The sequence below is a fragment of the Microcystis sp. BLCC-F209 genome, assembly GCF_041928595.1.
Lineage (GTDB): Bacteria > Cyanobacteriota > Cyanobacteriia > Cyanobacteriales > Microcystaceae > Microcystis.
Genome location: NZ_JBHFLL010000022.1, coordinates 43,183 through 68,039, shown reverse-complemented (window position 1 = coordinate 68,039; position 24,857 = coordinate 43,183). Strand labels below are relative to the sequence as shown.

The 24,857-nt window shown below is 42.5% G+C and carries 23 protein-coding genes and 2 pseudogenes; 8 read left to right on the top strand and 17 right to left on the bottom strand.

Annotated elements, in window-relative coordinates:
* Nucleotides 1-168 precede the first annotated feature (168 nt).
* The 3 genes from modB to pyk form a co-directional block, all read right to left on the bottom strand.
* The gene (gene modB, locus ACE1AQ_RS01395; RefSeq protein ID WP_110543712.1) at nt 169-2,007 is read right to left on the bottom strand and encodes a molybdate ABC transporter permease subunit; all 1,839 of its coding nucleotides are present in this window, start codon (nt 2,005-2,007) and stop codon (nt 169-171) included.
* Nucleotides 2,008-2,010: 3 nt separating this feature from the next.
* On the bottom strand, nt 2,011-2,808 hold the full coding sequence (gene modA, locus ACE1AQ_RS01390) for a molybdate ABC transporter substrate-binding protein (RefSeq protein WP_106908305.1): 798 nt from the start codon (nt 2,806-2,808) through the stop codon (nt 2,011-2,013).
* 237 nt (nt 2,809-3,045) lie between these two features.
* Nucleotides 3,046-4,467 (bottom strand): pyruvate kinase, encoded by a 1,422-nt coding sequence (pyk, locus tag ACE1AQ_RS01385; protein WP_110543714.1) that lies wholly within the window; start codon nt 4,465-4,467, stop codon nt 3,046-3,048.
* Between the two features lie 211 nt (nt 4,468-4,678).
* On the opposite strand from pyk, the gene bchM reads away from it, so the two are divergent.
* The 5 genes from bchM to ACE1AQ_RS01360 all read left to right on the top strand — a co-directional run bounded on the left by bchM (nt 4,679) and on the right by ACE1AQ_RS01360 (nt 7,441).
* Nucleotides 4,679-5,371, top strand: a complete 693-nt coding sequence (gene bchM / locus ACE1AQ_RS01380) for a magnesium protoporphyrin IX methyltransferase (RefSeq protein WP_110543717.1) — start codon at nt 4,679-4,681, stop codon at nt 5,369-5,371.
* Between the two features lie 3 nt (nt 5,372-5,374).
* Entirely contained in the window at nt 5,375-6,142 is a 768-nt protein-coding gene (gene panB / locus ACE1AQ_RS01375) for a 3-methyl-2-oxobutanoate hydroxymethyltransferase (RefSeq protein WP_008200423.1), read from the top strand.
* Nucleotides 6,135-6,629 carry a peptide-methionine (S)-S-oxide reductase MsrA gene (gene msrA, locus ACE1AQ_RS01370; RefSeq protein WP_110543719.1) on the top strand — a complete coding sequence of 165 codons (495 nt, stop codon included), beginning with the start codon at nt 6,135-6,137 and terminating at the stop codon, nt 6,627-6,629. Before panB ends, msrA begins: the two co-directional genes overlap by 8 nt.
* Nucleotides 6,630-6,680: 51 nt before the next feature.
* Nucleotides 6,681-6,989 carry a carbon dioxide-concentrating mechanism protein CcmK gene (locus ACE1AQ_RS01365; protein ID WP_002782143.1) on the top strand — a complete coding sequence of 103 codons (309 nt, stop codon included), beginning with the start codon at nt 6,681-6,683 and terminating at the stop codon, nt 6,987-6,989.
* Nucleotides 6,990-7,093: 104 nt separating this feature from the next.
* Complete coding sequence (locus ACE1AQ_RS01360) at nt 7,094-7,441, top strand: carbon dioxide-concentrating mechanism protein CcmK (RefSeq protein WP_008200430.1); 348 nt, start codon at nt 7,094-7,096, stop codon at nt 7,439-7,441.
* 67 nt (nt 7,442-7,508) lie between these two features.
* Here the strand turns inward: ACE1AQ_RS01360 and ACE1AQ_RS01355 are convergent, their stop codons facing one another.
* The 5 genes from ACE1AQ_RS01355 to ACE1AQ_RS01335 all read right to left on the bottom strand — a co-directional run bounded on the left by ACE1AQ_RS01355 (nt 7,509) and on the right by ACE1AQ_RS01335 (nt 12,655).
* The gene (locus tag ACE1AQ_RS01355; protein ID WP_374807707.1) at nt 7,509-7,661 is read right to left on the bottom strand and encodes a hypothetical protein; all 153 of its coding nucleotides are present in this window, start codon (nt 7,659-7,661) and stop codon (nt 7,509-7,511) included.
* Nucleotides 7,662-8,013: 352 nt separating this feature from the next.
* Nucleotides 8,014-10,023, bottom strand: a complete 2,010-nt coding sequence (gene ligA / locus ACE1AQ_RS01350; RefSeq protein WP_110543722.1) for an NAD-dependent DNA ligase LigA — start codon at nt 10,021-10,023, stop codon at nt 8,014-8,016.
* A 14-nt stretch (nt 10,024-10,037) separates the two neighbouring features.
* The gene (locus ACE1AQ_RS01345) at nt 10,038-10,604 is read right to left on the bottom strand and encodes a Uma2 family endonuclease (RefSeq protein ID WP_008200436.1); all 567 of its coding nucleotides are present in this window, start codon (nt 10,602-10,604) and stop codon (nt 10,038-10,040) included.
* A gap of 23 nt (nt 10,605-10,627) precedes the next feature.
* Nucleotides 10,628-11,191 (bottom strand): Uma2 family endonuclease, encoded by a 564-nt coding sequence (locus tag ACE1AQ_RS01340; protein ID WP_008200438.1) that lies wholly within the window; start codon nt 11,189-11,191, stop codon nt 10,628-10,630.
* A 144-nt stretch (nt 11,192-11,335) separates the two neighbouring features.
* Nucleotides 11,336-12,655 carry an aminopeptidase P N-terminal domain-containing protein gene (locus tag ACE1AQ_RS01335; RefSeq protein WP_008200439.1) on the bottom strand — a complete coding sequence of 440 codons (1,320 nt, stop codon included), beginning with the start codon at nt 12,653-12,655 and terminating at the stop codon, nt 11,336-11,338.
* A gap of 61 nt (nt 12,656-12,716) precedes the next feature.
* On the opposite strand from ACE1AQ_RS01335, the gene ACE1AQ_RS01330 reads away from it, so the two are divergent.
* The 3 genes and pseudogenes from ACE1AQ_RS01330 (at nt 12,717) to ACE1AQ_RS01320 (ending at nt 14,818) form a co-directional block, all read left to right on the top strand.
* A complete protein-coding gene (locus ACE1AQ_RS01330; protein ID WP_008200442.1) occupies nt 12,717-13,181 on the top strand; it encodes a hypothetical protein in 465 nt (154 codons plus the stop codon).
* Nucleotides 13,182-14,012: 831 nt separating this feature from the next.
* Nucleotides 14,013-14,200, top strand: a pseudogene (locus ACE1AQ_RS01325) (transposase DNA-binding-containing protein); the annotation flags it as partial.
* Nucleotides 14,201-14,545: 345 nt separating this feature from the next.
* Entirely contained in the window at nt 14,546-14,818 is a 273-nt protein-coding gene (locus tag ACE1AQ_RS01320; protein ID WP_008200446.1) for a lipopolysaccharide assembly protein LapA domain-containing protein, read from the top strand.
* A gap of 393 nt (nt 14,819-15,211) precedes the next feature.
* Here the strand turns inward: ACE1AQ_RS01320 and ACE1AQ_RS01315 are convergent, their stop codons facing one another.
* The 9 genes and pseudogenes from ACE1AQ_RS01315 to cas10 form a co-directional block, all read right to left on the bottom strand.
* The gene (locus tag ACE1AQ_RS01315) at nt 15,212-15,610 is read right to left on the bottom strand and encodes a hypothetical protein (protein ID WP_008200450.1); all 399 of its coding nucleotides are present in this window, start codon (nt 15,608-15,610) and stop codon (nt 15,212-15,214) included.
* A gap of 143 nt (nt 15,611-15,753) precedes the next feature.
* Complete coding sequence (locus ACE1AQ_RS01310; RefSeq protein ID WP_232306167.1) at nt 15,754-16,308, bottom strand: hypothetical protein; 555 nt, start codon at nt 16,306-16,308, stop codon at nt 15,754-15,756.
* Between the two features lie 21 nt (nt 16,309-16,329).
* The gene (locus tag ACE1AQ_RS01305; RefSeq protein ID WP_253882577.1) at nt 16,330-16,713 is read right to left on the bottom strand and encodes a hypothetical protein; all 384 of its coding nucleotides are present in this window, start codon (nt 16,711-16,713) and stop codon (nt 16,330-16,332) included.
* Entirely contained in the window at nt 16,691-18,655 is a 1,965-nt protein-coding gene (cmr6, locus tag ACE1AQ_RS01300; protein WP_110543781.1) for a type III-B CRISPR module RAMP protein Cmr6, read from the bottom strand. The genes ACE1AQ_RS01305 and cmr6 overlap by 23 nt, the downstream gene beginning before the upstream one ends.
* Before the next feature lie 63 nt (nt 18,656-18,718).
* On the bottom strand, nt 18,719-19,108 hold the full coding sequence (locus ACE1AQ_RS01295; RefSeq protein ID WP_008200459.1) for a hypothetical protein: 390 nt from the start codon (nt 19,106-19,108) through the stop codon (nt 18,719-18,721).
* 20 nt (nt 19,109-19,128) lie between these two features.
* A pseudogene (locus ACE1AQ_RS01290) lies at nt 19,129-19,691 on the bottom strand (Uma2 family endonuclease).
* A gap of 9 nt (nt 19,692-19,700) precedes the next feature.
* Complete coding sequence (gene cmr4, locus ACE1AQ_RS01285) at nt 19,701-20,480, bottom strand: type III-B CRISPR module RAMP protein Cmr4 (protein ID WP_008200464.1); 780 nt, start codon at nt 20,478-20,480, stop codon at nt 19,701-19,703.
* 6 nt (nt 20,481-20,486) lie between these two features.
* On the bottom strand, nt 20,487-21,611 hold the full coding sequence (locus ACE1AQ_RS01280; protein ID WP_110543727.1) for a type III-B CRISPR module-associated Cmr3 family protein: 1,125 nt from the start codon (nt 21,609-21,611) through the stop codon (nt 20,487-20,489).
* Nucleotides 21,611-24,622, bottom strand: coding sequence for a type III-B CRISPR-associated protein Cas10/Cmr2 (cas10, locus tag ACE1AQ_RS01275; RefSeq protein WP_110543729.1), 3,012 nt, complete (start codon nt 24,620-24,622; stop codon nt 21,611-21,613). Before cas10 ends, ACE1AQ_RS01280 begins: the two co-directional genes overlap by 1 nt.
* Between the last annotated feature and the right edge of the window lie 235 nt (nt 24,623-24,857).

Genomic DNA, 24,857 nt, shown 5'->3' with positions numbered 1-24,857 from the left:
ATATCAGCCAGACTTGGAAACTATCTCATCAAATTAGTCCCCCCATAGAACCCCCTTGAGCCATCTGGCACACTTTTCTCTTTTTGTCAAATTTTATGTTAAGAAAGATGTGACTAATGGATAGCTTGATAAGGGGGGTGTTTGACAACTTAGCATCAAAATCTCTGTTTATTTTAATAATAATAAACGCTGGGGAGATAAAGTAACAGTCCAAGGCAAAGCTTGCTCCTTAATTTCTAACCATTTATCCTTATATAACTCTGCTTGGATATGAAAATCTCTGTCATGGTTGGAGGGTTGATTAAGTTTCAGATAGAGAGTCACCCGATGGGGTCCTTCAATGGCATTAGCTAACCAACAGGGAAAAGTATTAATATCGCCTAAATCTCGACCAAAAATAATTTGATGGGCGCGAATTCCCGTATAGGCTAAATAGTCGGGAATTCCGGGGACGGTGTGTAATTTAACATCCCAATCAATGGCCTCCAATTGTTGGTTATTAATGATAATAGCACGGGAAAAATTCTTACAGCCAGTAATTTTTGCCAAACTAACGCTATCTGGTCGCTCAAAAATTTTCTGTTTAGAATTATTAGCAATTGCCCGCCCTTTTTCCATAACTAATAAATTCTCACATATTCGATAGGCTTCATCCATATTATGGGTAACAAAAATTGTCACGCCATCGTAATTACTTAAAGTTTTGATCATCTGACGTTCTAATTGAGCGCGTAGATGGGTATCAAGGGCAGAAAAAGGCTCATCTAATAATAAAGCTTCTGGACGAGTAGCTAAAGCGCGAGCGATGGCGACTCGTTGCTGTTGTCCCCCCGATAATTGATGGGGATAACGGTTTTCCATGCCGGGTAACTGCACTAATTCCAATTGGTTGGCAATCTGCTGTTTAATAACTTTTTTAGATAAGTTTTTCGAGAGACCAAAAGCGATATTTTCTGCCACGGTGAGATGGGGAAAAAGAGCATAATTCTGCACCACAAAACCGATGCGACGCTGACGACTGGGGAGATTAATTCCCTTTTCCGAATCGAAGAGAATGCGCCCATTTAAGACAATACGGCCCCTTGAGGGCGTTTCCACACCAGCCAGCGATCGCAAAATCAGGCTTTTTCCCGAACCCGAAGCCCCTAATAGTCCTAATGGCTGATTTTGGCAGTTAAAAGTGACCGAGAGGTTAAAACCGGGTAAATATTTCTCTATATCAACAAATAAGCCTACTTTATCCCTATAATGCTGATTTTCAGCTTCTAAAAGGGCAAAATCGCGACCCTCCCAGAGTGGCAGCCAGTCCTCCATCTCGTTAGGTTTGCTTTCTCCCAGTCGTCCTAATTGCTGTTTGCGTTGACTTTGCCAGAGATTAACGGCGATAATCCCCGATAGGGAGATTAACATGATAATAAACACCCATATCCAAGCCTCAGTCATCGCTCCTGCTTCCACAGCGAAGAAAATCGCCATCGGGATAGTTTGAGTTTGCCCCGGAATATTACCGGCTAACATCAAAGTCGCCCCAAATTCCCCCAAAGCGCGGGCAAAAGCTAGGGTTAATCCTGCTAATACTCCGGGGAAGGAGAGGGGCAAAAGTAGGCGCCAGAATATTTTCCCTTCCGATGCCCCTAGGGTGCGGGCAACCTGTAAAAGATTGGCATCCACCTGTTCAAAAGCGCCGAGGGTGGTTTTGTACATCAGGGGAAAAGCTACCACCGTCGCGGTGATGATGGCGGCATACCAAGTAAAAACGACGCGAAAGTTAAATAGGTCTAATAACTGTCCTAATGGTCCGTTTTTGCCGAATAGGAGCAGTAAAATGAAGCCTAGCACCGTTGGGGGCAAGATTAAGGGTGCGACGAAAACTGCCTCGATTAGGGATTTCCTCCGTCCACGATAACCTAACATCCAATAAGCGGCGGCAATACCGAGAAAAAAGATGATTATCAGGGCAATGGTGGCGGTTTTCAGGGATATCCATAGGGGGGAAAAGTCGGGCATTGTTTATCTGGCTATTCCGAAGCCGAATTTTTCAAAAATGTTTTTAGCGGCTGTCCTGGTGAGATATTGGGCGAAAGTCTTGGCAGCTTGCGGGTTTTTGCTGTCTTTAATCACAGCTATGGGATAAATAATCGGAGAATGGAGATTATTGGCAGCCGTGGCCACTACTTTTACCCGGTCGGAAATTTTGGCATCGGTGATGTAAACAATGCCAGCATCGGCGTTACCAGTTTCTACGGCGGCGAGAACATTGCGGACGGAGTTGGCAAAGACCAGTTTTGGTTTTATTTGCTCTAAAATGCCGAGATTTTTCAGAACTTCTTCACTGTACTGACCGACGGGAACGCTGCGCGGTTCACCCACGGCAATTCTTTGGACATTACTGTTAGTCAGGGAACGAAAATCGCTGATTTTTAGGGTGGAATTCTTGGGAACGATTAAAACTAGGCGATTAGTGAGCAGGTTTCTTCTGGTACTTGTATCGATTAAACCAGCTTTTGCTAAAGCGTCCATTTGCTTAGTGGCAGCCGAGAGGAAAACATCGGCCGGTGCTCCCTGTTCGATTTGCCGTTGCAAAGCTCCCGACGCAGCGAAGTTATAGTTAACTTTAATGTTGCCATGAGCTTTTTCAAACCCCGGCTTGATTCCTTCTAGGGCCTCTTTGAGACTAGCGGCGGCAGAAACTAGAATTGTCTGGGTTTGTGCAGTGGTGATAGTAGACGAAAAAAGGTTTATGCTGGGAGATAATGACCAAGCAAGGACAATTGAGCCGATAAAAGCCAGAAAATATCGTCTTTTCATCAAGATTGATAGCAAGCGATCGATATTTATATTTCTATCACAACCAATCCACCGCCCAAAATCTGTATCTAGGGTTTGCGGCAAAAAGTTTTTCGTGGGGTGTGGGGAAGTGGGGAAGTGGGGAATGGGGAGGTGGGGAGATGGGGGAGTGGGGAAGTGGGGGTGTGGGGAGAAAAAAGCTGACTCCTGACTCGGAGAATACTGACTCGGAGAATACTGACCCCTGAATCCTAGAACTTAGGGAATCGTGTGAATTTTGAGGAAATTGGTTCCTTTATTTTTCTGCATGGGAATTCCCGCCATAATCAGGATTTTATCGCCCGATTGCGCTAGATTTTTCTGAAGTAGAATTGATTCGGTTTGCTTTAACACATCCTCAAAGACGGACACCTGATGATCAAGAAGAATCGGGATCACACCCCAGACTAGATTGAGACGGTGATAGACTCGTTTATTGGGAGTCATGGCAATGACGGGAACCGAGGGACGTTCCTTAGAAGCCAGTAGCGAAGTGTAGCCAGAGGTGGTAAAAGTGACAATATAACGGAGATCAAGGGTTTGATCGATCGCCACTAGAGCCTCACTGAGAGCGTGAGTTTCATCGGACTCATTGGGGGGAGCATTATCAAACTTCACATCCGCTTCCACATCATGGGCGATTTTGGCCAACATAGCCACCGCTTTGACGGGAAAATCTCCCACTGCTGATTCCCCCGATAACATTACCGCATCGGTTCCATCGATAATTGCATTAGCCACATCACTAGCCTCGGCCCGAGTCGGTCGGGGACTGTGAATCATGCTTTCTAACATCTGGGTGGCAGTGATGACGGGAATAGTTTTCATGTTGCAGAGTCTGATAATGCGTTTTTGCAACATAGGGACTTTTTCGGGACTTAATTCTACTCCCAAATCGCCCCGGGCCACCATAATGCCGTCACATTCCTCGACAATTGACTCTAAATTTTCGATCGCTTGCGGTTTTTCAATTTTAGCTATCACTGGCACATCCGCGTGATTTCTCTCGGCTAAAAATGCCTTAATCGCCTTGATATCTTCTCCTTTACGAACAAAACTCAGGGAAACCCAATCAACCCCCTGAGCAAGACCAAATTCTAGGTCTTGTTTGTCTTTTTCGGTCATGGAAGGTAAGCGCAAATTGAGACGGGGTAGATTAACTCCCTTGCGACTCTTGAGAATTCCTCCCTCCAATACTTGACATTTTAGGTTTTTTCCCTTAATTTCAACGATTTTTAGCTCTAATAAGCCATCATCAAGGAGAATTTGCTCGCCTAACTTGGCTTCCTCGGCCAGATAGGGATAATCGATCGAAACGGTGTTCGCTTCTCCCCGATACTCATCCATGGGGACAAGGGTGAGATAATCGCCGTCGTTGATGGTAATGGAACCATTGGGGAGATTACCAACGCGAATTTTTGGACCTTGTAAATCTTGCAGGAGAGTGATAGGATTGTCTAATTCTTGAGAAATTTGCCGTAAAAGGCTGACAACTCTCGCATGATCTTCGTAGCTACCGTGGGAAAAGTTTAGCCGCGCTACATTCATCCCCGCACCGATCATCTGCTTGAGGACTTCTGGCGAATTACTGGCAGGGCCGATCGTGGCTACGATCTTAGTTCTATGGGTAATAATTGACATGGAACTCTTATTGATCGATTTTGGGACGATTACATGATATTCAATTTAGGTTAACTAAAAGTGAAGTGGAAAACAAATTAAGCTTTTCCACAGACTTGCAATCGCTCCCGGTCCGCTCCTGAGCAGTCAGGAGTCAGCCATCAGCGGCAACGGTTGAGATCTTTCACGGTAGGATAAACTAATAACCATCTCCGCTCGTTTAGATTTCGTTATGACCAACACATTAGACGATAAAGCCATAGTCAAGGACTATTTTAACGCCACAGGATTCGATCGCTGGCGCCGGATTTATGGGGATGGCGAAGTTAACAAAGTACAAAAAGATATTCGCATCGGTCATCAACAGACGATCGATACCGTTATCGGTTGGTTAGAAAGTGATGACAATTTACCCAATCTCTCGATCTGTGATGCTGGTTGTGGAGTCGGTAGTCTTAGTATTCCCCTTGCTAAAGCGGGCGCAACTATTTTCGCCAGTGATATTTCTGAGAAAATGGTGACAGAAGCCAAGGAAAGAGCAGCCAAAGAGTTAGCAGATACCAGTAAACTCACCTTTGCCGTTCAAGATTTAGAAGCATTAACCGGCCAATATCACACAGTCATCTGTCTTGATGTTCTCATTCACTATCCCACAGAAGAAGCATTAGGAATGATTAAACACCTGGGCTGCCTAGCTCAATCCCGTTTAATCCTCAGTTTTGCCCCTAAAACCTGTTTATTAACCATTCTCAAGAAAATTGGTCAATTTTTCCCCGGTCCGAGTAAAACCACTCGCGCCTATCAACACAAGGAAAAAACTATTGTCGCCGCTCTCAACGAAAATGGCTTTAAAATTGAACGGACGAGTATGACTAGCACTCGTTTCTATTTTTCCCGTATCCTCGAAGCTGTCCGCAGTGAATAAATAATGGCAGTCACCACCAGCAAATTAATCGAGTGGAAACAGCAAAAACGCGCGATTGTCACCCTCACAGCTTGGGATTATCCGATCGCGCGACTGCTCGATCGAGCAGGAATTGATATTATTTTGGTGGGTGATTCCTTAGCTATGACCGCTTTGGGCTATCCTACCACTTTACCGATCACCCTAGAGGCGATGATTCACCACGCGGCGGCCGTGTCTCGCGGGGTAAAACAAGCTTTAGTTGTCTGTGATTTGCCTTTTCTCAGCTATCAGGAAAGTGTCAGTCAGGCAATTCACTCCGCCGGAAGGATGTTAAAGGAAGCGGGAGTACAAGGGGTAAAATTAGAGGGAGGTTATCCTGCTATGATCGAGACGATTAGCCGTTTAACCGAGATAGGCATTCCTGTTATGGGTCATATCGGATTAACTCCCCAGTCGGTGCATCGGTTAGGATACCGTCAGCAGGGAAAAACTCCATCGGATGCACAAAGACTAATCGAGGAAGGTTTAGCCTTGGAGAAAGCGGGAGTATTTGCCCTGGTTTTGGAACATATTCCCGCCAATTTAGCCGCTACTATTACCGATAAATTGACTATCCCGACGATTGGTATCGGTGCGGGGGAAGATTGTGATGGTCAGGTGTTGGTAACGGCGGATATCCTAGGATTAACCGAAAAAGCTCCCCCTTTTGCCAAAGTTTATGCTAATTTAAGCGAAACAATTACAAAAGCAGTTGTAGAATTTGCCAAGGATGTGAGGAGAAATGAATAGCGGCGAAAAAGCCACCTTTGGGGCCGGCTGTTTTTGGAAAACCGAGGACGCATTTCGGCGTTTATCGGGGGTTTTAGCGACTTCTGTGGGTTATATGGGGGGACATTTTCCCAATCCTAGTTATCTCGATGTGTTATCGCGAATTACCGGCCATGCGGAAGTGGCACAAATTGCCTATAATCCCCAAGAAATAAGCTATGAGGCGTTATTAGCCGTTTTTTGGTCAATCCATGATCCGACTCAGTTAAATCGCCAAGGACCGGACCGGGGAGAACAATATCGATCGATTATTTTTTATCACACCCCGGAACAAAAGTTAATCGCCACTGCTGGCAAGGGTCAACTACAACTATCGGGAAAGTTTCAGCAGGATATCGTTACTTTGATCGAACCCGCAGGAGATTATTATCTGGCCGATCAGTCCCATCAACAGTATTTAGAGAAAAAACAGGCTCGATTGATCGGAGATTTGCAGAAGAAAATATAAAGACAGGTTCGGGGTATAATGTAAAGTTGCTTTCGCAGGAGATCAGGAAAAATGCCCGAGGCGGTCGGAGTCATTCAAACGTTGGGTTTTCCCCCCGTTTTAGCGGCGGCGGATGCCATGGTTAAAGGGGGACGAGTCACCCTAGTTTATTTTGATCTAGCGGAAAGGGGCGAATTTTTGGTGGCGATTCGCGGTCCGATTTCCGAGGTTAAACCGGCAGTAGAGGCAGGATTAGCGGCAGCGATGACCGCTTTTGGTGGCAATGTGGTCAGTCATTACATCGTACCTAATCCTCCAGAAAATGTACTGGCGGTTTTACCAGTGCAGCATACGGCTAAGTCAGACCGTTTTCGCAGTTAATTTCCCTAGCGATTTGCCCCAAACTAGACTATAGTTAAAGACTGGAAAATAGATTGGATTCTATCAATTGAACTTATCTGATTTTTGTTATTAGGAGTTAATTTATGACAGCCCAACCCGCGGTGGGATCGATCGAGACAAAAGGTTTCCCCGGTATTCTAGCGGCCGCCGATGCGATGGTAAAAGCAGGACGGATCACGATTGTTGGTTATTTAAGAGCAGGAAGCGCCCGTTTTACCCTCAATATTCGTGGGGATGTACAGGAGGTAAAAACCGCTATGGCTGCCGGCATTGAAGCCGTCAATAAAACCGAGGGGGCAGCTTTAGAAACCTGGGTAATTATTCCCCGTCCTCACGATAACGTGGTGGCTATTTTACCGATCGATTATAGCGAGGCAGTGGAACCTTTTCGCGCCGCCGCCGACGGTGCGATCGCTCCGATTCGTCGTTAATATTCAAGGTCAATTTTTTGTTAGCGGTTGGAACTTGTCTAGTTCCAACTTAGTTTTTAATGATGATTTAAGTTTTAGTCAGAAAACCGAATTTGATAGTTGCTGCAACAGTTGCACCGATAACAGTGACTATCAAAGCCGATATTTGAGCCGTTGCCCTTTCTTTCAAGTCTTTAACATCTTCTTTGAGTTGGGAAACTTCGTCCCCTATTTTCGGCAATACTTCTAGTTTTGTTTCGATTCGCTCTAACCTCTAACCGATTGTCAAGTTTAGCGAGAATATCGGCTCTCCCAGCTTTGGTGGGTAAAATGTATTCTAAGATACATTTCTCAAGAGCGAGGGGGTGGAACGAACCACAAAGACACAAAGGACACAAAGGACACAAAGATCGATCGATCCTATGTCAATTAAACTTATCACACAGAACCTAGAAGAGCCTTTAAATTACGAACAGCTTATGATCCTTTGGGTACACCCCTTGATGAAATTATTCGTACTTATTGTCTTGCTTAGTGTCTCGTTCTTATTTGAAATAACTATACTTCCGCAGATTTGCTCCAATCTTAAGCTTTTAACCCTTGATTAATTCGAGTAGTTGTGCTTCGGTTAGCTGAGTAATGCCCAATTCTAGGGCTTTTTCTAGCTTAGAACCCGCCGCTTCTCCTAGCACTAAATAATCGGTTTTTTTGCTGACAGAACCCGTCACTTTCCCCCCAGCTTTTTCGATTAATTCTTTCGCTTCCTCCCGTTTGAGAGTTGGTAAAGTGCCAGTAATCACAAAGGTTTTCCCTGCCAAAGTCGCTTTCGTGGTGGTGGTTTTTGCTGCTGCGGCCAATTGTAAACCGGCTGCCTGTAATTTAGCGACTAAATCCCGATTAGCGGCGATTCTAAACCAATCATAGACCGATTGAGCGATTTCTTCACCGATACCATAGACAGAGGCTAAATCAGTCACGCTGGCGTTAGCTAACTCCTCCACAGTCCGAAAACTTTCGGCGAGAATTTTGGCGTTAACGCTGCCCACATAGCGAATCCCTAGCCCATAAAGTACCTTCGACCAGCTTTGATTTTTGCTCTGATCGATAGCTGTCATCAAATTTAAGGCTGATTTCTCGCCCATTCGGTCTAATTTGGCAATTTCCGTTTTTTCGAGGCTGTAGAGGTCAGAAATGGCGGTGACTAATCCCTGTTCAATCAGCAAAATTACCACTTTTTCCCCTAATCCCCGGATATCGAGAGCATCGCGACTGGCCCAATGTACCACACTTCCCCGCAAAATCGCCGGACAGGAACTATTAACACAGCGCGTCACCGCTTCCCCCACGGGACGGACTAGGGGAGATTGACATTCAGGGCAATTAGTGGGCATCTGGAAGGGTACAGTCTGGCTAGGACGCAATTCTGGCAGTATTCTCACCACTTCCGGGATAATTTCCCCCGCTTTGCGGATAATTACCGTGTCACCGCTGCGGATATCCAATTCGGCCACTCGATCACTATTATGTAAAGTAGCCCTTTGTACGGTGGTCCCTGCAACCTGTACCGGTTCCATCACCGCCATGGGTGTGACTGCGCCGGTGCGTCCCACATTGACGATAATATCTTTAACTACCGTGGGGACTTCTTCGGCGGGATATTTTAAAGCGATGGCCCACCGGGGGAATTTTTGGGTGAATCCTAACCGATTTTGTCGCTGTAAATCGTTGATTTTGACTACGACACCATCGGTCATGTAGGCTAATTGATGACGTTTTTCTTGCCAATCTTGATAGTATTGCGCCACTTCTTGCAGGGATGGACAGAGTTGACGGTGGGGATTAACCAGAAATCCCAGGGTTTCTAATCTATCTAAGGATTGCCATTGATTAGTGATATGGTTATCGTCTAAATGCAGGGTATAGGCAAAAAATTGTAAGCGTCTTTTATCAACTATTTTCGGATCTAATTGTCGTAGGGTTCCCGCTGCCGCATTGCGGGGATTAGCAAAGAGAGATTCCCCTTTTTCTTCTCTTTCTTGATTGATTTTATCGAAGGTATCGAGGGGTAAAAAGGCTTCGCCACGCACTTCCACAATTGCCGGGGGATTATCTATATTTAAGCGTAAAGGAATAGAGCGAATTGTCCGCACATTGGAGGTAATATTTTCGCCAGTGACTCCATCTCCTCTGGTAACACCTCTGACTAAAAAGCCGTTTTCGTAGGTTAAAGCTAACGCGGAACCATCGATTTTTAATTCACACACATATTCCGTGTCTTGGGTTTCATTTATATATCTCTGCCAACGGTTGCCCCATTTATTTAATTCTTCGAGGTTAAAGGCATTTTCGAGACTATACAGGGGAATATTATGACGGACAGAAACAAATTGACTAGAGATTTTATCCCCGACTCTTTGGGTGGGACTATCGGAGGTGATTAATTGGGGATAACGCTTTTCTAGGTCTTCTAATTCCCGATAAAGTTGATCATAAACGCTATCGGGTATAAAAGGATCATCAAGAACATAATAAGCATAACTGGCTCTTTGTAGTTCTGTTTTTAGTTGTTGGCAGCGTTGTTGGATTTCTAAGGGGATAGTCATAATCGTTAATAATGCTACTGGGCAAAGACCATTTGAGGAGTTAATTGTAAATCGGGAAATGTCACCGATATTATCCTATCTTCCTGATTAAATTCTGCCAGTTCATAAAATCCCGAAATCAGGGTTAAAACTGATATTTTTACAGCAATAGGATCGATAATCCAGTATTCAGGAATGCCTCTTACCGCATATTCTGAACGCTTATAACGGTAGTCATCATCGGCATTACCGGGGCTAACAATTTCTACAACTAAGAGGGGAGGAAATTCAATCACTGCTGTGGTCATATTTCTAATCTCTTGACATTGTTCAGCAGTTAAAATCATTAAGTCTGGAATTCTCGATTTAGCTTTATCGGTGCGAATTCCTACCGTAGCGGGCATAACTTTCCAAGTTAAATTTAATCTTTTAATTTCCGCTATTAAATAATCATAAAGAAAGGCAAGAATTAAAGCATGAAAGCCACTAGCGGGAGGCATGGAAATTAATTCTCCGTTAAATAATTCGTACTTATTATCTGTGGAGTCCTGATAATTTAAATATTCTGCAAAGCTATATATTTTTTGTCGGGTAGCAATCATGATAACCTCCAGCCGAGATTTTACTATTCAAAGACCATTTGAGGAGTTAATTTTAAATCGGGAAATGTCACCGATATTATCCTATCTTCCTGATTAAATTCTGCCAGTTCATAAAATCCCGAAATCAGGGTTAAAACTGATATTTTTAGGGACATAGGATCGATAATCCAGTATTCAGGAATGCCTCTTACCGCATATTCTGAACGTTTATAACGGTAGTCATCATCGGCATTACTGGGGCTAACAATTTCTACAACTAAGAGGGGAGGAAATTCAATCACTGCTGTGGTCATATTTCTAATCTCTTGACATTGTTCGGCAGTTAAAATCATTAAGTCTGGGATTCTCGATTTAGCTTTATCGGTGCGAATTCCCACCGTAGCGGGCATAACTTGCCAGTCTAATTGTAGCCTCTCTATTTCCCTTTCTAACAGCTTAAATATATATCTAAGTATCAAAGCATGAAAGCCACTAGCGGGAGGCATGAAAATTAATTCTCCGTCAAATAATTCGTATTTATTATCTGTGCAGTCCCGATAATTTAAATATTCTGTAAAGGTATATATTTTTTGTTGGGTAGCAACCATAATAATCTCTAGAAAAAACTTAACTGAATCTCCTTAAGGGGGGTAGGGTTGATTCATGAATCAACCCTACCATGAATCAACCCTACCATGAATCAACCCTAGGGTTAGGGGGGAACTGACAATTTTTAACACCTAGCTTTTTACTTAAGATTCGATATCCTCAACTTTTTTAGGAACCGTTGCAGTTAAAACCTCATTTCCTGTGGCAGTAACTAACACATCATCTTCGATACGGATACCGATACCTCGCCATTTTTCTGGGACTTCCGGCTGTCCTTCAGCCGGTTTAATATCGGGGGCGATATAAATACCAGGTTCCACGGTTAAAACATGACCGGGTTGCAAAGTTTGCCAAGTTTCTTCGTTAACTTTATAACCTCCCGCATCATGGACATCTAATCCTAACCAATGGCCGGTTCTGTGCATATAAAAAGGCTTATATTTTTCCTCTTTAATTATCTCATCAATATCGCCGACCAATAGCCCTAAATCTACTAATCCCTCCACAATTGTTCTGACGGCTGTGTCATGAAAAAGATTATAAGGATTACCAGTTTTTACCACGTCAATCGCCTTTAATTGCGCTTCCAGAACAATTTCATAGATAATTTTTTGTTCGGGGGTAAATTTACCATTAACGGGAAAAGTGCGGGTAATATCACCGTTATAGTAATTGTAGGCACAACCAGCATCAATTAACAAAAGCTCATTTTCTTGTACTTGGCGATTATTGTTGATATAGTGCAGAATACAGGCATTAGCACCACTAGCAACAATAGAAGGATAAGCCGGACCCATACCCCCTTCTAGGCGAAAAGTATGCTCGATTTCCGCTTGAATTTGATACTCATAGTGACCAACTTTGGTAAATTCTCTGGCCCGATTATGTGCCTGTGCTGAAATAGCAGTTGCTTGGCGAATATTGTCCAATTCGGCCTCGGTTTTCAGTAAGCGCAAAGGATGGAGAATAAAATTAGTATCCTCTAAAGCAGTCGGTCCGGTGCCGCGACGGGGAAAAGTGGCGATTAATTTTTGCCAGTGATGGAGAACATTTGTATTAAAAGTTTTGTCCCGTCCGAGATGATAATAAATTCGTTCGGCTTTTTCGAGATATTGGGGTAATTTTTCGTCCAATTCTTGGATAGAATAGGCCTCATCAGCAGCAAAAATCTCCTTTGCTCCTTCCACACCGTGGAGATAGCCGGTCCAGGTTTCTTTTTCGGGGTCTTTTGGCTGCACGAACAGGATAAACTGATGTTCGGGGTGATGGGGTGCTAAAACCGCCACCGCCTCCGGTTCATTAAATCCTGTCAGGTAAAAAAAGTCACTATCCTGACGATAGGTGTATTCTACGTCATTATGCATGACCGCCATGGGCGCACTGCGAAAAATTGCGGTTCCATGGCCGATTTTTTCCATTACCTGCTGACGACGGTGCTGAAACTCTCTGCGATCGATGCCCATAGATATTCCTAAAAATGTCACAATAAGTCTTAGAGTCTATTATCGCTAATCTTTTTAGTTTATGACCCCTGAAGAACCGGATTTTTCCCAAGATATCATCGAAAGGCGCGAGTTTACCCTAGCAGATTTTATCGCTCAAGAGGGGGCGGATTTCCTCAAAGGGGAATCTCCCGTCCCCAAATTGGTGCAAGTTACCACAGAGATTAAACAATTTATTGCCGCTAATTTAGGGGATTCTTCGGGAGCTTTGCAGATAATTTTACAGCTTATCGTCGATGAAGAATTAACAAAAGTCAGTCAAAATTTAGATAATCCCGTTCACGCTTTACGGTTAATCCTAGAAGAAATTTTAGACAATCAAGAATTCCTCTATGAATTAGTACACCGAGTCGATGTGAAATGGGGACAATTATACGGAGAACGTCCCTATTTTCAACAACCCAATCAAAAACCTCACCCTGAAGACGAATACACGCACAGTTCCGTCAGAGATAAGTTAGTCAGTTTATTACAGCAGTTATCCTAATGGTGAGATTAGGAAGTTTTCGTTTTGGGGAGACTCCGAGACTCCCAGACGATGACCGATCAAGGCATACCTTATCTTTATGAGAAACTCTATCTTTTAATTATTTCTCAATAAACAGAGACTAATAGGAGCGGCAAGGGGTGCATCTCCTATTTGTGACTTTGGTGTCAACCTAAGCAATAAGCTTAATTATAAAGAGTAGCTGATAAGTAGGTGGGTGGAATTAAATATAAAATGAACATAGGTTGGGTTGAAGCATAAAACCCAACGCCAGCATGGGTTACGCTACCGCTAACCCATCCTACAAATAATTGTGCCTACCTACTTAATCCATTTGATGACGTAGGGGCGCACCGTGGTCAGTGAGTTTATCGAACTGCGAGCACCCAAATCCCCAAAAACCGCCCCAAAAAAACCCAAATACCCTGATGAACCGGATTATTGCTGGTGGCACAATTATTGCTGGCGGGCGAACGCAGTTCGCCCCTACAAAATCGACGCGCCTAAGGGCGGGAAAGAAAGGGAAAAAAGAGGAAAAGGGTTACAGAGTCCCCCCGACACCGGACACCACCCGAAAACGGCCGTTGAAGTAGAAGTGGCTGCGGCTGTTGTGGCTGCCGCGGTAAGCGGAACGGCAGTCATACGGAGCGGTTAAGTAGCTGGTTATAATTAAATTGAAGATGGATTTTGGGTTCGATCCCCCCTGCCCCCTTAATAAGCTATCCATTAGTCAGATCTTTCTTAACAAAAAGAGAAGAAACTTAAAAAAAGGGAAACCGATTGATAGGTATAGTTTTGAAAGAAGGAATCAAGGTTGGGGTAAGCAAAAAAATGGAGAAATGGGCAGCCCAAGAATTACAGTATGCAGAGCTAGGGGACACCAGAAGAAAGAAAAGATTAATCAGTATTGTGGAAAACTTGGCTGGGCATCTAGAACAATTATACCATATATTTCGGCAAATCTAGCCGCCACCAGTGCCACATCTGATTTGGGGAATTCACCCTATTTTCAACCTTCAGCGGCGAGAATGATTGCTTCTCTTGGGGGTTTTTTCGCTAGAAAAGGTGCTGATGTTAAAACTATTTGAGCCATCTTGCACATTTTTCTCTTTTTGTCAAATTTTATGTTAAGAAAGATGTAAATAATCGATAGCTGGGGGTGAAGACCACGAATAAAGAAAAATAGTAAGTAGTCGTGCAAAATTAATTTCCTAGTGAAGATAGGCAAAAGGCAAGGGGCAAGAGGCAAGAGGTGGTTAGATATGTGTAATTAATTTTGCTTAGGTACTTATTAATAGGGAGCTAACCAGGAAATTAGCCGACAAAACCTTAAAAAATCTTCTACAAACATGGCGAGGACAAGCATGAATACAATTAGTAATTTTTTAGCTAGTGCTATTGTCGGTGGTTGGATTATGACTATGGCAGTTTTTGCTATTCAAAATATCCAACCGGTTTCTTTAAAGTTTCTACAATTTGAGTCAATTAAAGTACCCATAGGCATTTTATTGGCTTTTTCTTTGGCAATGGGATTTTTTATCGCTGCAATTATTCCCGCTTTTTTCAGAAAGTCAAAAAAATCTCCTCGCAGTCGCTTTTCTCCTCCACAATCGGGGTTAGACGAGTTGGATTTTTAAATAGTCTTTTGACTGGCTAATTTATCGGCTCTCTTGGGTTTGGTGGGGAAAATGTATTCTAAGATACATCCCTGCCAGCGAGCGACTGTAACGAACCACAAAGACACAAAGGACAGAAAGATTGATCGGTTCTACATAAGTTAAACTGATCACACAAAGAATAATACTAAATCCGTTGATTATAGGCTACATATCAGGACAGGCAAAAGGCAACAAGAGGAATAAATAATCAGTCTTTAATAAACGGATTTGGGATAAGAAGGCCATTTATCGGCAGCATCCGGGGTGCATCTCAATTTAGTCGAAATATCTATAGGACATTTTGGGCGCACGCAATGCGCCCAAACCATGGTTGCGGTAATATTATTGTAGGTGCTAATTGCATTTTGTACTTTAAACAACATTATAATTTTTGATAGCTGTTCTGACTCTCTCATGAATAGAAGCAAATAAACTTCCTTGCCATAAATAATTAAATTTATTTTCTGTGATTAGATTGAGACAATTTAAAATTTGCTTTTCCCAGTCTTTTTGATTGTAAGTATCTTTTCCCCAAGCTTGATATAATTCCTTCTCACTAATACCTCCTAATTTATGAGATAATCGATTTCTAAGATTACGCAATTCTTCAGAACCCCAAGCTTTTAAATCCTTAAAGTTTGCCTGGGGAGAAGTGAGAGCAATATACTTCTCTATTAATCTCTGTTGAGTAGGACTATCTAGCTTAATTTCAGGGACAGGATTGCCATTATTAACAAAAAGTTCTTTAAAAGCAGGATATTTATTCAACATAGATGATTGTCAAGATGAATAAGTATATTTAGATTCAATTATATGCTCTTTAAACTCATACCTTAAGTATTCATAAATTAAGCCTTCTACAGCTCTAAACCTGTGAAGCATAGCCTCGGTTGTATTTGTTTGTTTTAGTCTAACTACTGCGGTATAAGCTTGTTGATAGGCCATCGACCAATATTGTTGATGCTGCTCTTTTTGTTGATTATTGAAACTAAAAGAAGCGGATTGAAAAAATCTTCAAATTGTCCTTGATTCCAGCTTACTCCAGATTTAATTAGAGCATAGGTTTCTTTCCATTTTTGTTTATTTTGTTCATAGTAAGGTTTAACTAAGTCCTGAAGACCAGCATAATCATAGAGTTCTAATAATTGTAGGGCTTGTTGTCGAGTGCGATCCCAAAGATAGTTAGTCCCTAAAAAAGGGACTGTGTAATCTGAAGAAATTCCCTTTTTCTTGTCATGAGGAGTGGGAATAAATTCATAGAATTTAATATCGTTTCCATAAGAACTCAATCCCGAAATTCTCCACGCTTCTGAAGTTTGCCCCACCCCACCTTTTAAGCACAATAAAATGGGTTGATCGGTTTGAGGTTTTATATTTTCTTTCCATACTTGTTGCCACCAACGGAACATTTCCTCGAAGTTAGAAGGGTTTTCATCATTTCTACCTATAGAGAAAATATTTACTACCAAATCAGAATTTAATTTATTTAGTCAATACTTGATTAATTCTCCTGAGTAAAGACTATAGTTTTCTCTTTCTTTTACTGTTTCATTTTGATCAGTTACTACTAAATAAACTTTTTCGAGATCATTGATTTTATCTTCCAAAAGCTTACCCAGAATCACAGGTTTTACTTGATTGCCATAATATTGAACATTTTCCCAAAGGTATTGGGATATTTCTCGAAAAGATGATTTTTCGGTCAGAGCTAAATCAGACACCACTTCTATCTGTTCTCCGAGAATATAACCTTTCATACGATCATCGCCAATATTATACCAGTCACCAGTGGTGACTTGAAACATTAAATCTCTGGTTCCGATCGTTGCGACTAAAATTAATTTTATGAGATTATAAAGGGAATATTTGAGCAAAATTTTGAGGACTTGTATTACTTCTTAATTGCCTAATAAACTCTTGACGGGGATTCAGATTAGCACCGAATACAGTAACTATCTGGTAATTTCCTAAATCAGCAATCCACACGGGAGAAGGTTTAGCTCCACCACTGACTTTACCACAGAGATTACCATCATATTCTCTTTGACCATTTTTACCGGTAATTTTCAAAGTATCACTGTGAAGAATTGCTAAAGCATGGGGTTTACCTCCTTGTTCATTTCCTGCACAGACAAAAATTTGACAGTTACTATCGGCCGCATCAATCCATTGATTTGGTGAAACTTGATCTACTGTTCTGAGATTATTAGTATTGATATTGGTTTCACTAATTTTATCCAAAATACCATAAAAATCTCGTAATCTTTGCTGAAATTGTTGTTTAAAACCCTGCACATCCTTGGCAATTGTCCAAAAATCTTCTTCACTGTCAATATACAATGTAGAGCCACGAAACCAGGGGGCGTATTCACGAGTTTTGCGAGAATAATTAGGTCGTCTTGCACCTTGACCAATACCACCCATATCAGCTAAAAACCAAAGCAAATATTTAGCTAATTTTTTAACATCTTCTTGTTTATCTTTTGGGGTTTCAGAAGATAAAGATAAGACTAAAGTTCCCCGTTGTTCACCACAAGGATCATTTTTACCCTGAGCATTGGTTCGAGGTTCTTTTTGGGTAACTTTACCCTCAAGAATATTGACTTGTAGATAACCGTATTTTTTAGGATTAATACCTCCAAATAATTCAGCTTCAATCTTTTGAACTTCGTTAATAGGTAAAACTCCAGATGCCAAAACACGAAACCAGTATCGCAGCATCGATTTAAAGGCTGTCGGACGAACTTCTGCAACGGGTGCGCTCCGCATTTGCCATTCATTGCGTCGGTGATTCCATTGCCATTGGGTGAATCGTTGATAACCATGAATTAATTGACCTTCTAGCTCGAAATTTAATCGATAAAAACTCGAATCGTTGTCATTTTTATTATTATCAGGATGAATATTATCATCAATTGGCTTTAATTCACCGTAACCACTATTTACCTGTGAACCTATACCAAGCTGTAGCCCTTTATTAAGCCATTGTCTTACCTGTTCAAGTATCTTTTTATCCTCACAGTTACTAGCTAGACGTAAACCAATTAAAAAAATTGGTTCTTTGAGAGAGAAAAAAGCATTAGGGTTAGGAGAATATTGCGTATAATCATCTTTCCATGACCAAATATTATTAGCCATGTCAATTTCTAACCCCCCGTTTTTAGAAGGTAAAGGATAGGCATCGAAAAAGATAACTTTACCCGTTTTATTTTTTTCCTCTTTGGCGTTTATATCACCGAAATAGGCAGCGATTTCTTTTTCCGCGTCTTTCCATTCCAGATTATTTGCCGCCATGATTTCTCGGATGGCTTGGGTTCTGGCAACACCCCGCAATGTACTAGATGGAATATAGGGCATTCCGAGGGCATCAAAGGCAGGTAAAAGAATACTTTCCGGTCCGCGATGACCACCGACACGAATACGCCAAGTGGATTTGACTGGAAAAGCGATTCCGTCTCTCGCTAACAGTTGGGTACGTTGATTGAGTTGCTCAAGACGCTGAGTGTAGTTAGCATTTTCTTGGGCTTTTTGCAGAATTTGGGTTTTAGTCGCATCTTTGTGTGGATAGTCGGCAGCGCGCATCCAACGGAGATATTCGACAAAACTGGCTGATTGGTCGGGTTGAGGTTGGTTTTCGGGGTTTAACCACGGTGAGGGTTGAGGAGGATTGTTATTGCCGCCACCGCCGTTATTATTGCCGCCGCCACCCCTAGGAGGCTGTTGGGGGGGCTGGTGGTTATTTGTGGGTTTTATAGCTTGATTTTTTAGGGTGGGTTTTTGAGGGCGATTAGGGGGTGGTAAGGGGCTATGGGACATAATCATTATAATTTCCTTTCTGGTTGAATGAATGATAAAAACTGTGGTGACAATTTACCTGAGTTAGTCCCCACTTTCCACATCGGAATAGATGGCGTTAGCCCAGAAGCTAAATTCTTGGGCGATTTCCAAGCCTAAACCCGTTAGACCCAGATAATCATCGGTAGATAAATCTTTGAGAGTAGTTAATCCTTGAGAATTAGAAAGATTATTTATTTGAGATAACTCTTCTAGGCATTGAAAATACTTTTTAACGACCTCTTTTTTTCCTTCTTGATTGAGGGTAGTTTCCTCAGCTTTTAGGCGCATCATTCCCCAAGTCGAAAGATAGGTATAAAGTTCAAGAGCTTGTTTTTTTTGTTCTTTGCGGCGACTATCATCACCAGTATTTAAATATAATTCTTGTAAAGCATTGAACACGGGATTGCTAATCGTTCTAGGGTCGAATGTCACGGTTATTTTGGCTCCAAAAGTTAAAAAATATTCCCTGACCAAAGGTCATCAAGAGAAATGAAAATATCGGGAAATGCGGCGGCAGATAAAGTTCCTGTAGTAAATTTTTCTTGATATTGATAATCAGAATTTATCGGTTGACGGAAAACATAAATCTCTCGATTTTTGATGGCAACTACCCAATATTCTGCAATACCAGCTTGGGCATAGATGCGTTTTTTTCTGTTAAGTCTTTACTGAGAGTTAAGTCAGAAATTTCGATTAACCAAAAAATTTCATCGGCATAGGGATGATGATCTCGATAGCGAGAACGAGGGGGAAAAACTACAGCAATATCCGGTTCAGGTTCCGAGTTTTCTAGGGTAATGGGTCCAACTTCTCTTACCCATGCTTTATCCTTGAGACGTTGACGGAGAAAGTGGGCTAATCCTTCTCCACTATCTTTGTGTAAAGGGCCTTCTGGACTCATTTCGAGAATATCTCCATTCAGTAATTCTACACGCCGATCGATTAAAATTCCCGCCGCAATCATGCGATGATAATCGACCACTGACCATTTAGCTAGGGCAAGATTATCAGTCATAAATTACCTCTACAATTGTTGCACAAAACCGCGTCCTAAACTTTCCTGCCCACCGATTTGAATAATGTCATTATTTGCTAATAACCGTTTAAAATCAGCTTGTGATTTTTGTTTGGTTTGATTAGCTTGAGAGGTGACACCCCAAGGAAAATACATTAAGGTGTCGGGGGGAATAGCTTCTTCATAACGAAGTCCACCATCGACGGATTTATGCTCATCTAATTTAATTTTAACTTGTCGCCATAAACTCATTTGAATGAGAGTCGTGCAATGCTGATCCGGTAATACTAAGACTTGATTAATGCCACTGCTGACAGAGTTTTGGGGAATAAAACTTGACCAAGTTGACCAGTCTTTTAGATCATTATCCTTGAGAATGGCATCCTTGAGATAGACGTTCCTGTTAGCTCTTTTAAAACTACAGCTATATTCGGGGGGAATTGTCAGACGAGGATTAGTTAATCTTGTCCAACGACGGAGAAGTAAAGGCGAAGTGATCCAGACGACACCGTGACTTAGAGAAGAGATGGGCAACCAGAGAATCGAGCCATCTCCTATCCAGATGTCTCCCTGTTCCAAGTTTTCTGCACCTTTATCGATTTCATTACCGAATAACTTAAATTTTAGGGTTTCTTCGGTAGCTAAAGAACGGATTTTCCCGCGAATTGTACTGGAGGGAATATAGGGTAAAGTGGTATGGGATTCACGAGCAATACCCACTAGATTGCCTTCTTGAGTCATGCCTCCGGTGTGTAGGGGAGAAAGTAGATAAAAGTGAATTAAGTTCATGATTAATCATTCTCCTTTATAGTTGATCCAAAGTAATTCCGAGTAGCCTAATTTGCGCCAGCGTTGGTGATATTCGGGGCTATCGGGCCGATCTTGAAATAGGCGATCGGGTTGATTTAAATAGTATTGACTACCCGGGGGGGCGGCGAAGACTTGGGGGGCGGGAATGCTAATATTTTCTTTTGATTGAATGCGGCAACTGATCGGAATAGCTCGATCGGTTGCGACACTGACTAGATTGCCCGGTTTCTGATTACTATTAACAGTATGGGCGAGTTTCCATTCCCAGGGCCAAGAGTGACAAATGGCTTGATTATTATCGTGACGGCGTTCAAAAATACCAGGGGTAACGAGATAGGCGATCGCTTTATTTATTTGTTTAAAGTTCTCCTCGGATTTTTGTTTTAATTTTTGCCATTGTTGACCTAAATTATCGCATTTTTCCAGTATAACTCGGTGTCCTTCTCCTCCTAACCGCAAAGTTGTGGGAGTGAGAATATCAACATCAATTCCGATCGCTATACTCCAACCGGGTAGCATTCGGATCGCTTTTTCCACAAAGTATCCATCGGCATCTTTTACCTGTTTACTTCCCGGTTTCATGGCATTATGGGAACGAATTTCTTCTTGCCAGGGTTTATCTTCTCCTTTGTGTTTTACTAACCATTGGCAAGGGTCGATCGCTCCTGTTTTTAAATAATCGAGAATAACTTCACAAGGTAGATACTGACGATATTTACTTTCGTTCTCTTCTTCCGCTTCATTTTCTCGATTTTGGCAATTTTTGTGAGGTTTAGCCTTAGCTAAGGGGGCAGGTTTCGATCGATCCCAAAATATATGGTTTTTTGAAATAGTTAAATTATCACTCCAAGAAATAGGAATTAATGGGTCAGAATTGGCGAATCCTAAAGGACGGGGTAGATATAAAGTATCTCCGGCAAAGGATAGGAATGGACCGGTGATTTTAAAATAGCTATTTTTAGAGCGATCTAGTAAAGCACTTAAAGCACCGGCGATCGTGTGACCGTTGGGGGGAAATGTATTTCCGGCCCAGGTTCTTTCTCCGGGGCTAAAGGGTTTGGCATCGCGTAGGAGAAGAACATCTAGGGGAGTGATTGTGTACCAATACATTAAATGGAACCTCCGATCTTAATCTCTCTTTTTCGAGTCATAAAAGCCGCTAATTTCATCCAGCTACGCACGGCTTCATTAAGATCATTAGGATCATTTTCCGTGGTTAACCAAAGATGTTTGAGAAAGTTGCTTAGGTCTTTTTGAAAAGCTTCTCTGTTGTCTGTTGTTAGATTTTCCCGACGGCTAGAGAACGCCTTGACCCAAACCTCGATCGCTTCTATCATTGGTACAGGATGCTGTTGCCAAAGGCCGGCCACTGCCTCGAATAAACTGGCATCGGAATTACTGGCCAAAAGTTTTTGCCAGAGAGGGAAAACATCAAACTTAGCCGTAGATTTTAGGACTTTACCGTTACCGTAGAGAACGCGCACTTGTACAGCGTCTTTTTTGACTTTTTTGCCGTCAAAGCCTTTATAGGCGTGTTCCTTGGCTTTTTTCTCAGCTTCCCAGAGATTTTCTAGGGCGATAGCGAGGGGGACAGAATGATGAGCGATGACAATACCGAAACTGATAGTCGCCCGCTTTCCCATAGTAAATAGGGGACGTTTGGAGAGATTTTCGGGAGGTTTTTCGCCTTCCCATTGCCAATAGTCACCGGCGTTATTAAATTCCTTCTGAGGGTCTTTTTCTCCCTTAAAACATTGGCGGATATCCCATAACCATTTGTCCCATTCCCAGAGATTAGTATAGGCAAGAATATCATCACCACCACCATAGATTAAGTGTCCAGCATAGCGTTGTTCGGTGAGATAGGGAACGAGTTGATTAGAGAAGTCTAAAAGGGCGCGACTGAGGGCGCTATGGGTAGATGGTCCCATGTGTTTATCGAGGGTGACAAAATCGGCAAAAGCTTTTTGCACTTCTTTTTCTAGGGTATCGGTTTCGGTCGGGGGATGATCGGCGTATTGATGAAGTGACTTAGGGATATATTCTCGATAGGGTTTCATTTTTTGGCCTTTTAACCATTCCCCCATTCCGTCACCATCTCCTGCGGCGATAACATACCAATCAGCCGGGTTATTGTTGGGATAGTTTTGGTCAATTAATTGGCTTAATTGATGGCGATAATTAGCCACTTCTTCATCGGCAATCTCTAGTTCTTCTACTAACCATCCCGCATTAAGAAATCGAGGGTGATAACGTTTATATTCCGGTTCGATGTGATCGTCAATGTAAGGGATTCCCCAGGGTTGGGTAAGTGCTGAGGGAATATTTTTACCGTCTTTTCTTAGCCTACGGGAGATGGTGCCACAAACTCGATGGAAATGGTCGAGATCACCACCTATTTTGAGATAACCGGCGACTCCCACGGTTAAATCGGGATAAGCGGCATCTAGACGCTCTTGGTCGCTATTTTTTAAGAGTTTTGGCAGGATTAGGTGTAATCCGCGTTTAACGGTTTCGGTGGCGTTGAGTTGTTCGATCCCATCGAATAATCCGGCATTTCGTTTCCAGTATTCTTTGCTTGCTTTTTCGCTAATCCAATCGTTGTCACCATCGGGATGGACGACGGGTCCGAGTCCAGAAATGGTGGAACGGGGACCGAAAGCGGTGGGAATCTGCCAATCGCGGGCATTTTTGACGGCAGCAAGGGCAGAAAGGTTTTGCTCGACAGCACTACTCCACCAAGAACCAACATTTGAACTAAAAGGAGGTCTTTTCCACTTCTGATGAGCTAATTCTCCGGCTTTTTGCAGAAATTCCTGCTCTTTTTCTAAAAATAGAGCTTTTTGATCGTAGAGATTATAAAGTTCGTTTTGTTTATCTGGCCAGCTTTGCGCTTTTTCTGGGGCTTCGGCTTGATTTTCGTCGATATTTTCGGTTTCTTTGTAAATTTCGCCACTGATGAGGGGTTGGTCTTCTCTACCGATGGGAACCCCCACATAATAGGTTTGCCATTGGGCATTTAACCAACTGTCCCAGGTACGACTATTTTCTTTTAATTTGGGCATCCAGTGACGTTTTGCCAATTTCTCGAAAACTTGCCGACTAATTTCTTTCCATTGTTTTAATAGGCTAGATTTGGCGGTTTGCATAGCCGCCGCGACTTTATCTTTGGGCAAGAGGAGGATAATAATGTTGGGAAATCCGGCGGTTAGTAATTGTCGATCGCCCGGTGGGTCGATCCAGGAGCTAAAATCGGCGTATTTTTCTAATAACCATTGATCGATTAAGGGTTGTGCGTAGAGAGAGGGATAGATCAAACTATCGGGGCCGTATTGTTGGGCGAGTTGCCAGCAGACTTGAGCAGATAAATAGTGCAGAATCCAAGAACCTGCCCAAAAATCGCCCATTTTGCGGCTGGCTTTGATTAGTTCTTGGACTGGGGAAAAGGTAAAACTAACGAGATAAGGGTGGGATAATTGTTTTCCCGTCGGCCAATTATTGACCACATCCTCGGAGGTGAGATCATATCCCGCTAGGGCCCCGGCGATGGCCGCCGTTAAACTAGCATGACTCCAGATCGATCCGTCCGGTATTCTGGTTTCGGCGGGCATTAGGAGCAGATTTTCGTCATCGAGTAATTTCGCCGCTGCTTGGGGAAGACAGCGCCATAACCACCAAAATAGTTCTTTAGCTTCGTTTTCTAAAATTCCTGTGCGTAATCTGGCGGGAATTTGGTTAAATAGTCGTTTTTCCTGTTCTTTTAAGTAATCTGTGCGGTTAGAAGCAATTTGTTGGTGATTTGCGTCGGCTAATTTGAGATTTAAGGGTTCTCCGGAGAGGAGATGACGCAATTCTAGACCTGTTTGTTGATCGTAGTTAACGAATTGGGTTAAACTACCGATCGCCGATCGATCGCTGGCTGAGGTGATATAGTCAGCTAGTTTGATTTGTTTGAGAATTTTTTTAGTCGATTCTTCGGGGTTATGTTTTCCCCACAACTTCATTACTTCTAAATCTCTCCAGAAGCTGTTGCCACCGCGTCCTGAGTTGCTATGTAGGGCCTTGAAGACGGGATCGTGTAGTAATCCCCAGATTTTCGCTTGCCAGTATCCCAGGGCCATAAACGCCTCAACTCCTTGCTGACCGATGTTCCCACTATATTCAATATGCACTAGGAACCGCTAGAGATAACACGATATTTTGAAGATTTTTTTTAAAAAGCTTCAAAAGCTGATCCTGTCTAAGTTTCTGGTGGTATAGATTTTTTTCTATGATTATTATTAGCTTTGGATAGTGTTGGGAGCAGACAACCTCGGTTTCTGGTAAAATCCCTCGATCTACCACAGTCTGGAGATT

What these genes read in the sequence shown, in the direction of transcription:
- modB (WP_110543712.1), bottom strand. Translation starts at nt 2,007, where the DNA reads ATGCCCGACTTTTCCCCCCTATGGATATCCCTGAAAACCGCCACCATT.
- modA (WP_106908305.1), bottom strand. Translation starts at nt 2,808, where the DNA reads ATGAAAAGACGATATTTTCTGGCTTTTATCGGCTCAATTGTCCTTGCT.
- pyk (WP_110543714.1), bottom strand. Translation starts at nt 4,467, where the DNA reads ATGTCAATTATTACCCATAGAACTAAGATCGTAGCCACGATCGGCCCT.
- bchM (WP_110543717.1), top strand. Translation starts at nt 4,679, where the DNA reads ATGACCAACACATTAGACGATAAAGCCATAGTCAAGGACTATTTTAAC.
- panB (WP_008200423.1), top strand. Translation starts at nt 5,375, where the DNA reads ATGGCAGTCACCACCAGCAAATTAATCGAGTGGAAACAGCAAAAACGC.
- msrA (WP_110543719.1), top strand. Translation starts at nt 6,135, where the DNA reads ATGAATAGCGGCGAAAAAGCCACCTTTGGGGCCGGCTGTTTTTGGAAA.
- ACE1AQ_RS01365 (WP_002782143.1), top strand. Translation starts at nt 6,681, where the DNA reads ATGCCCGAGGCGGTCGGAGTCATTCAAACGTTGGGTTTTCCCCCCGTT.
- ACE1AQ_RS01360 (WP_008200430.1), top strand. Translation starts at nt 7,094, where the DNA reads ATGACAGCCCAACCCGCGGTGGGATCGATCGAGACAAAAGGTTTCCCC.
- ligA (WP_110543722.1), bottom strand. Translation starts at nt 10,023, where the DNA reads ATGACTATCCCCTTAGAAATCCAACAACGCTGCCAACAACTAAAAACA.
- ACE1AQ_RS01345 (WP_008200436.1), bottom strand. Translation starts at nt 10,604, where the DNA reads ATGATTGCTACCCGACAAAAAATATATAGCTTTGCAGAATATTTAAAT.
- ACE1AQ_RS01340 (WP_008200438.1), bottom strand. Translation starts at nt 11,191, where the DNA reads ATGGTTGCTACCCAACAAAAAATATATACCTTTACAGAATATTTAAAT.
- ACE1AQ_RS01335 (WP_008200439.1), bottom strand. Translation starts at nt 12,655, where the DNA reads ATGGGCATCGATCGCAGAGAGTTTCAGCACCGTCGTCAGCAGGTAATG.
- ACE1AQ_RS01330 (WP_008200442.1), top strand. Translation starts at nt 12,717, where the DNA reads ATGACCCCTGAAGAACCGGATTTTTCCCAAGATATCATCGAAAGGCGC.
- ACE1AQ_RS01320 (WP_008200446.1), top strand. Translation starts at nt 14,546, where the DNA reads ATGAATACAATTAGTAATTTTTTAGCTAGTGCTATTGTCGGTGGTTGG.
- ACE1AQ_RS01315 (WP_008200450.1), bottom strand. Translation starts at nt 15,610, where the DNA reads ATGTTGAATAAATATCCTGCTTTTAAAGAACTTTTTGTTAATAATGGC.
- cmr6 (WP_110543781.1), bottom strand. Translation starts at nt 18,655, where the DNA reads ATGTCCCATAGCCCCTTACCACCCCCTAATCGCCCTCAAAAACCCACC.
- cmr4 (WP_008200464.1), bottom strand. Translation starts at nt 20,480, where the DNA reads ATGAACTTAATTCACTTTTATCTACTTTCTCCCCTACACACCGGAGGC.
- ACE1AQ_RS01280 (WP_110543727.1), bottom strand. Translation starts at nt 21,611, where the DNA reads ATGTATTGGTACACAATCACTCCCCTAGATGTTCTTCTCCTACGCGAT.
- cas10 (WP_110543729.1), bottom strand. Translation starts at nt 24,622, where the DNA reads ATGGCCCTGGGATACTGGCAAGCGAAAATCTGGGGATTACTACACGAT.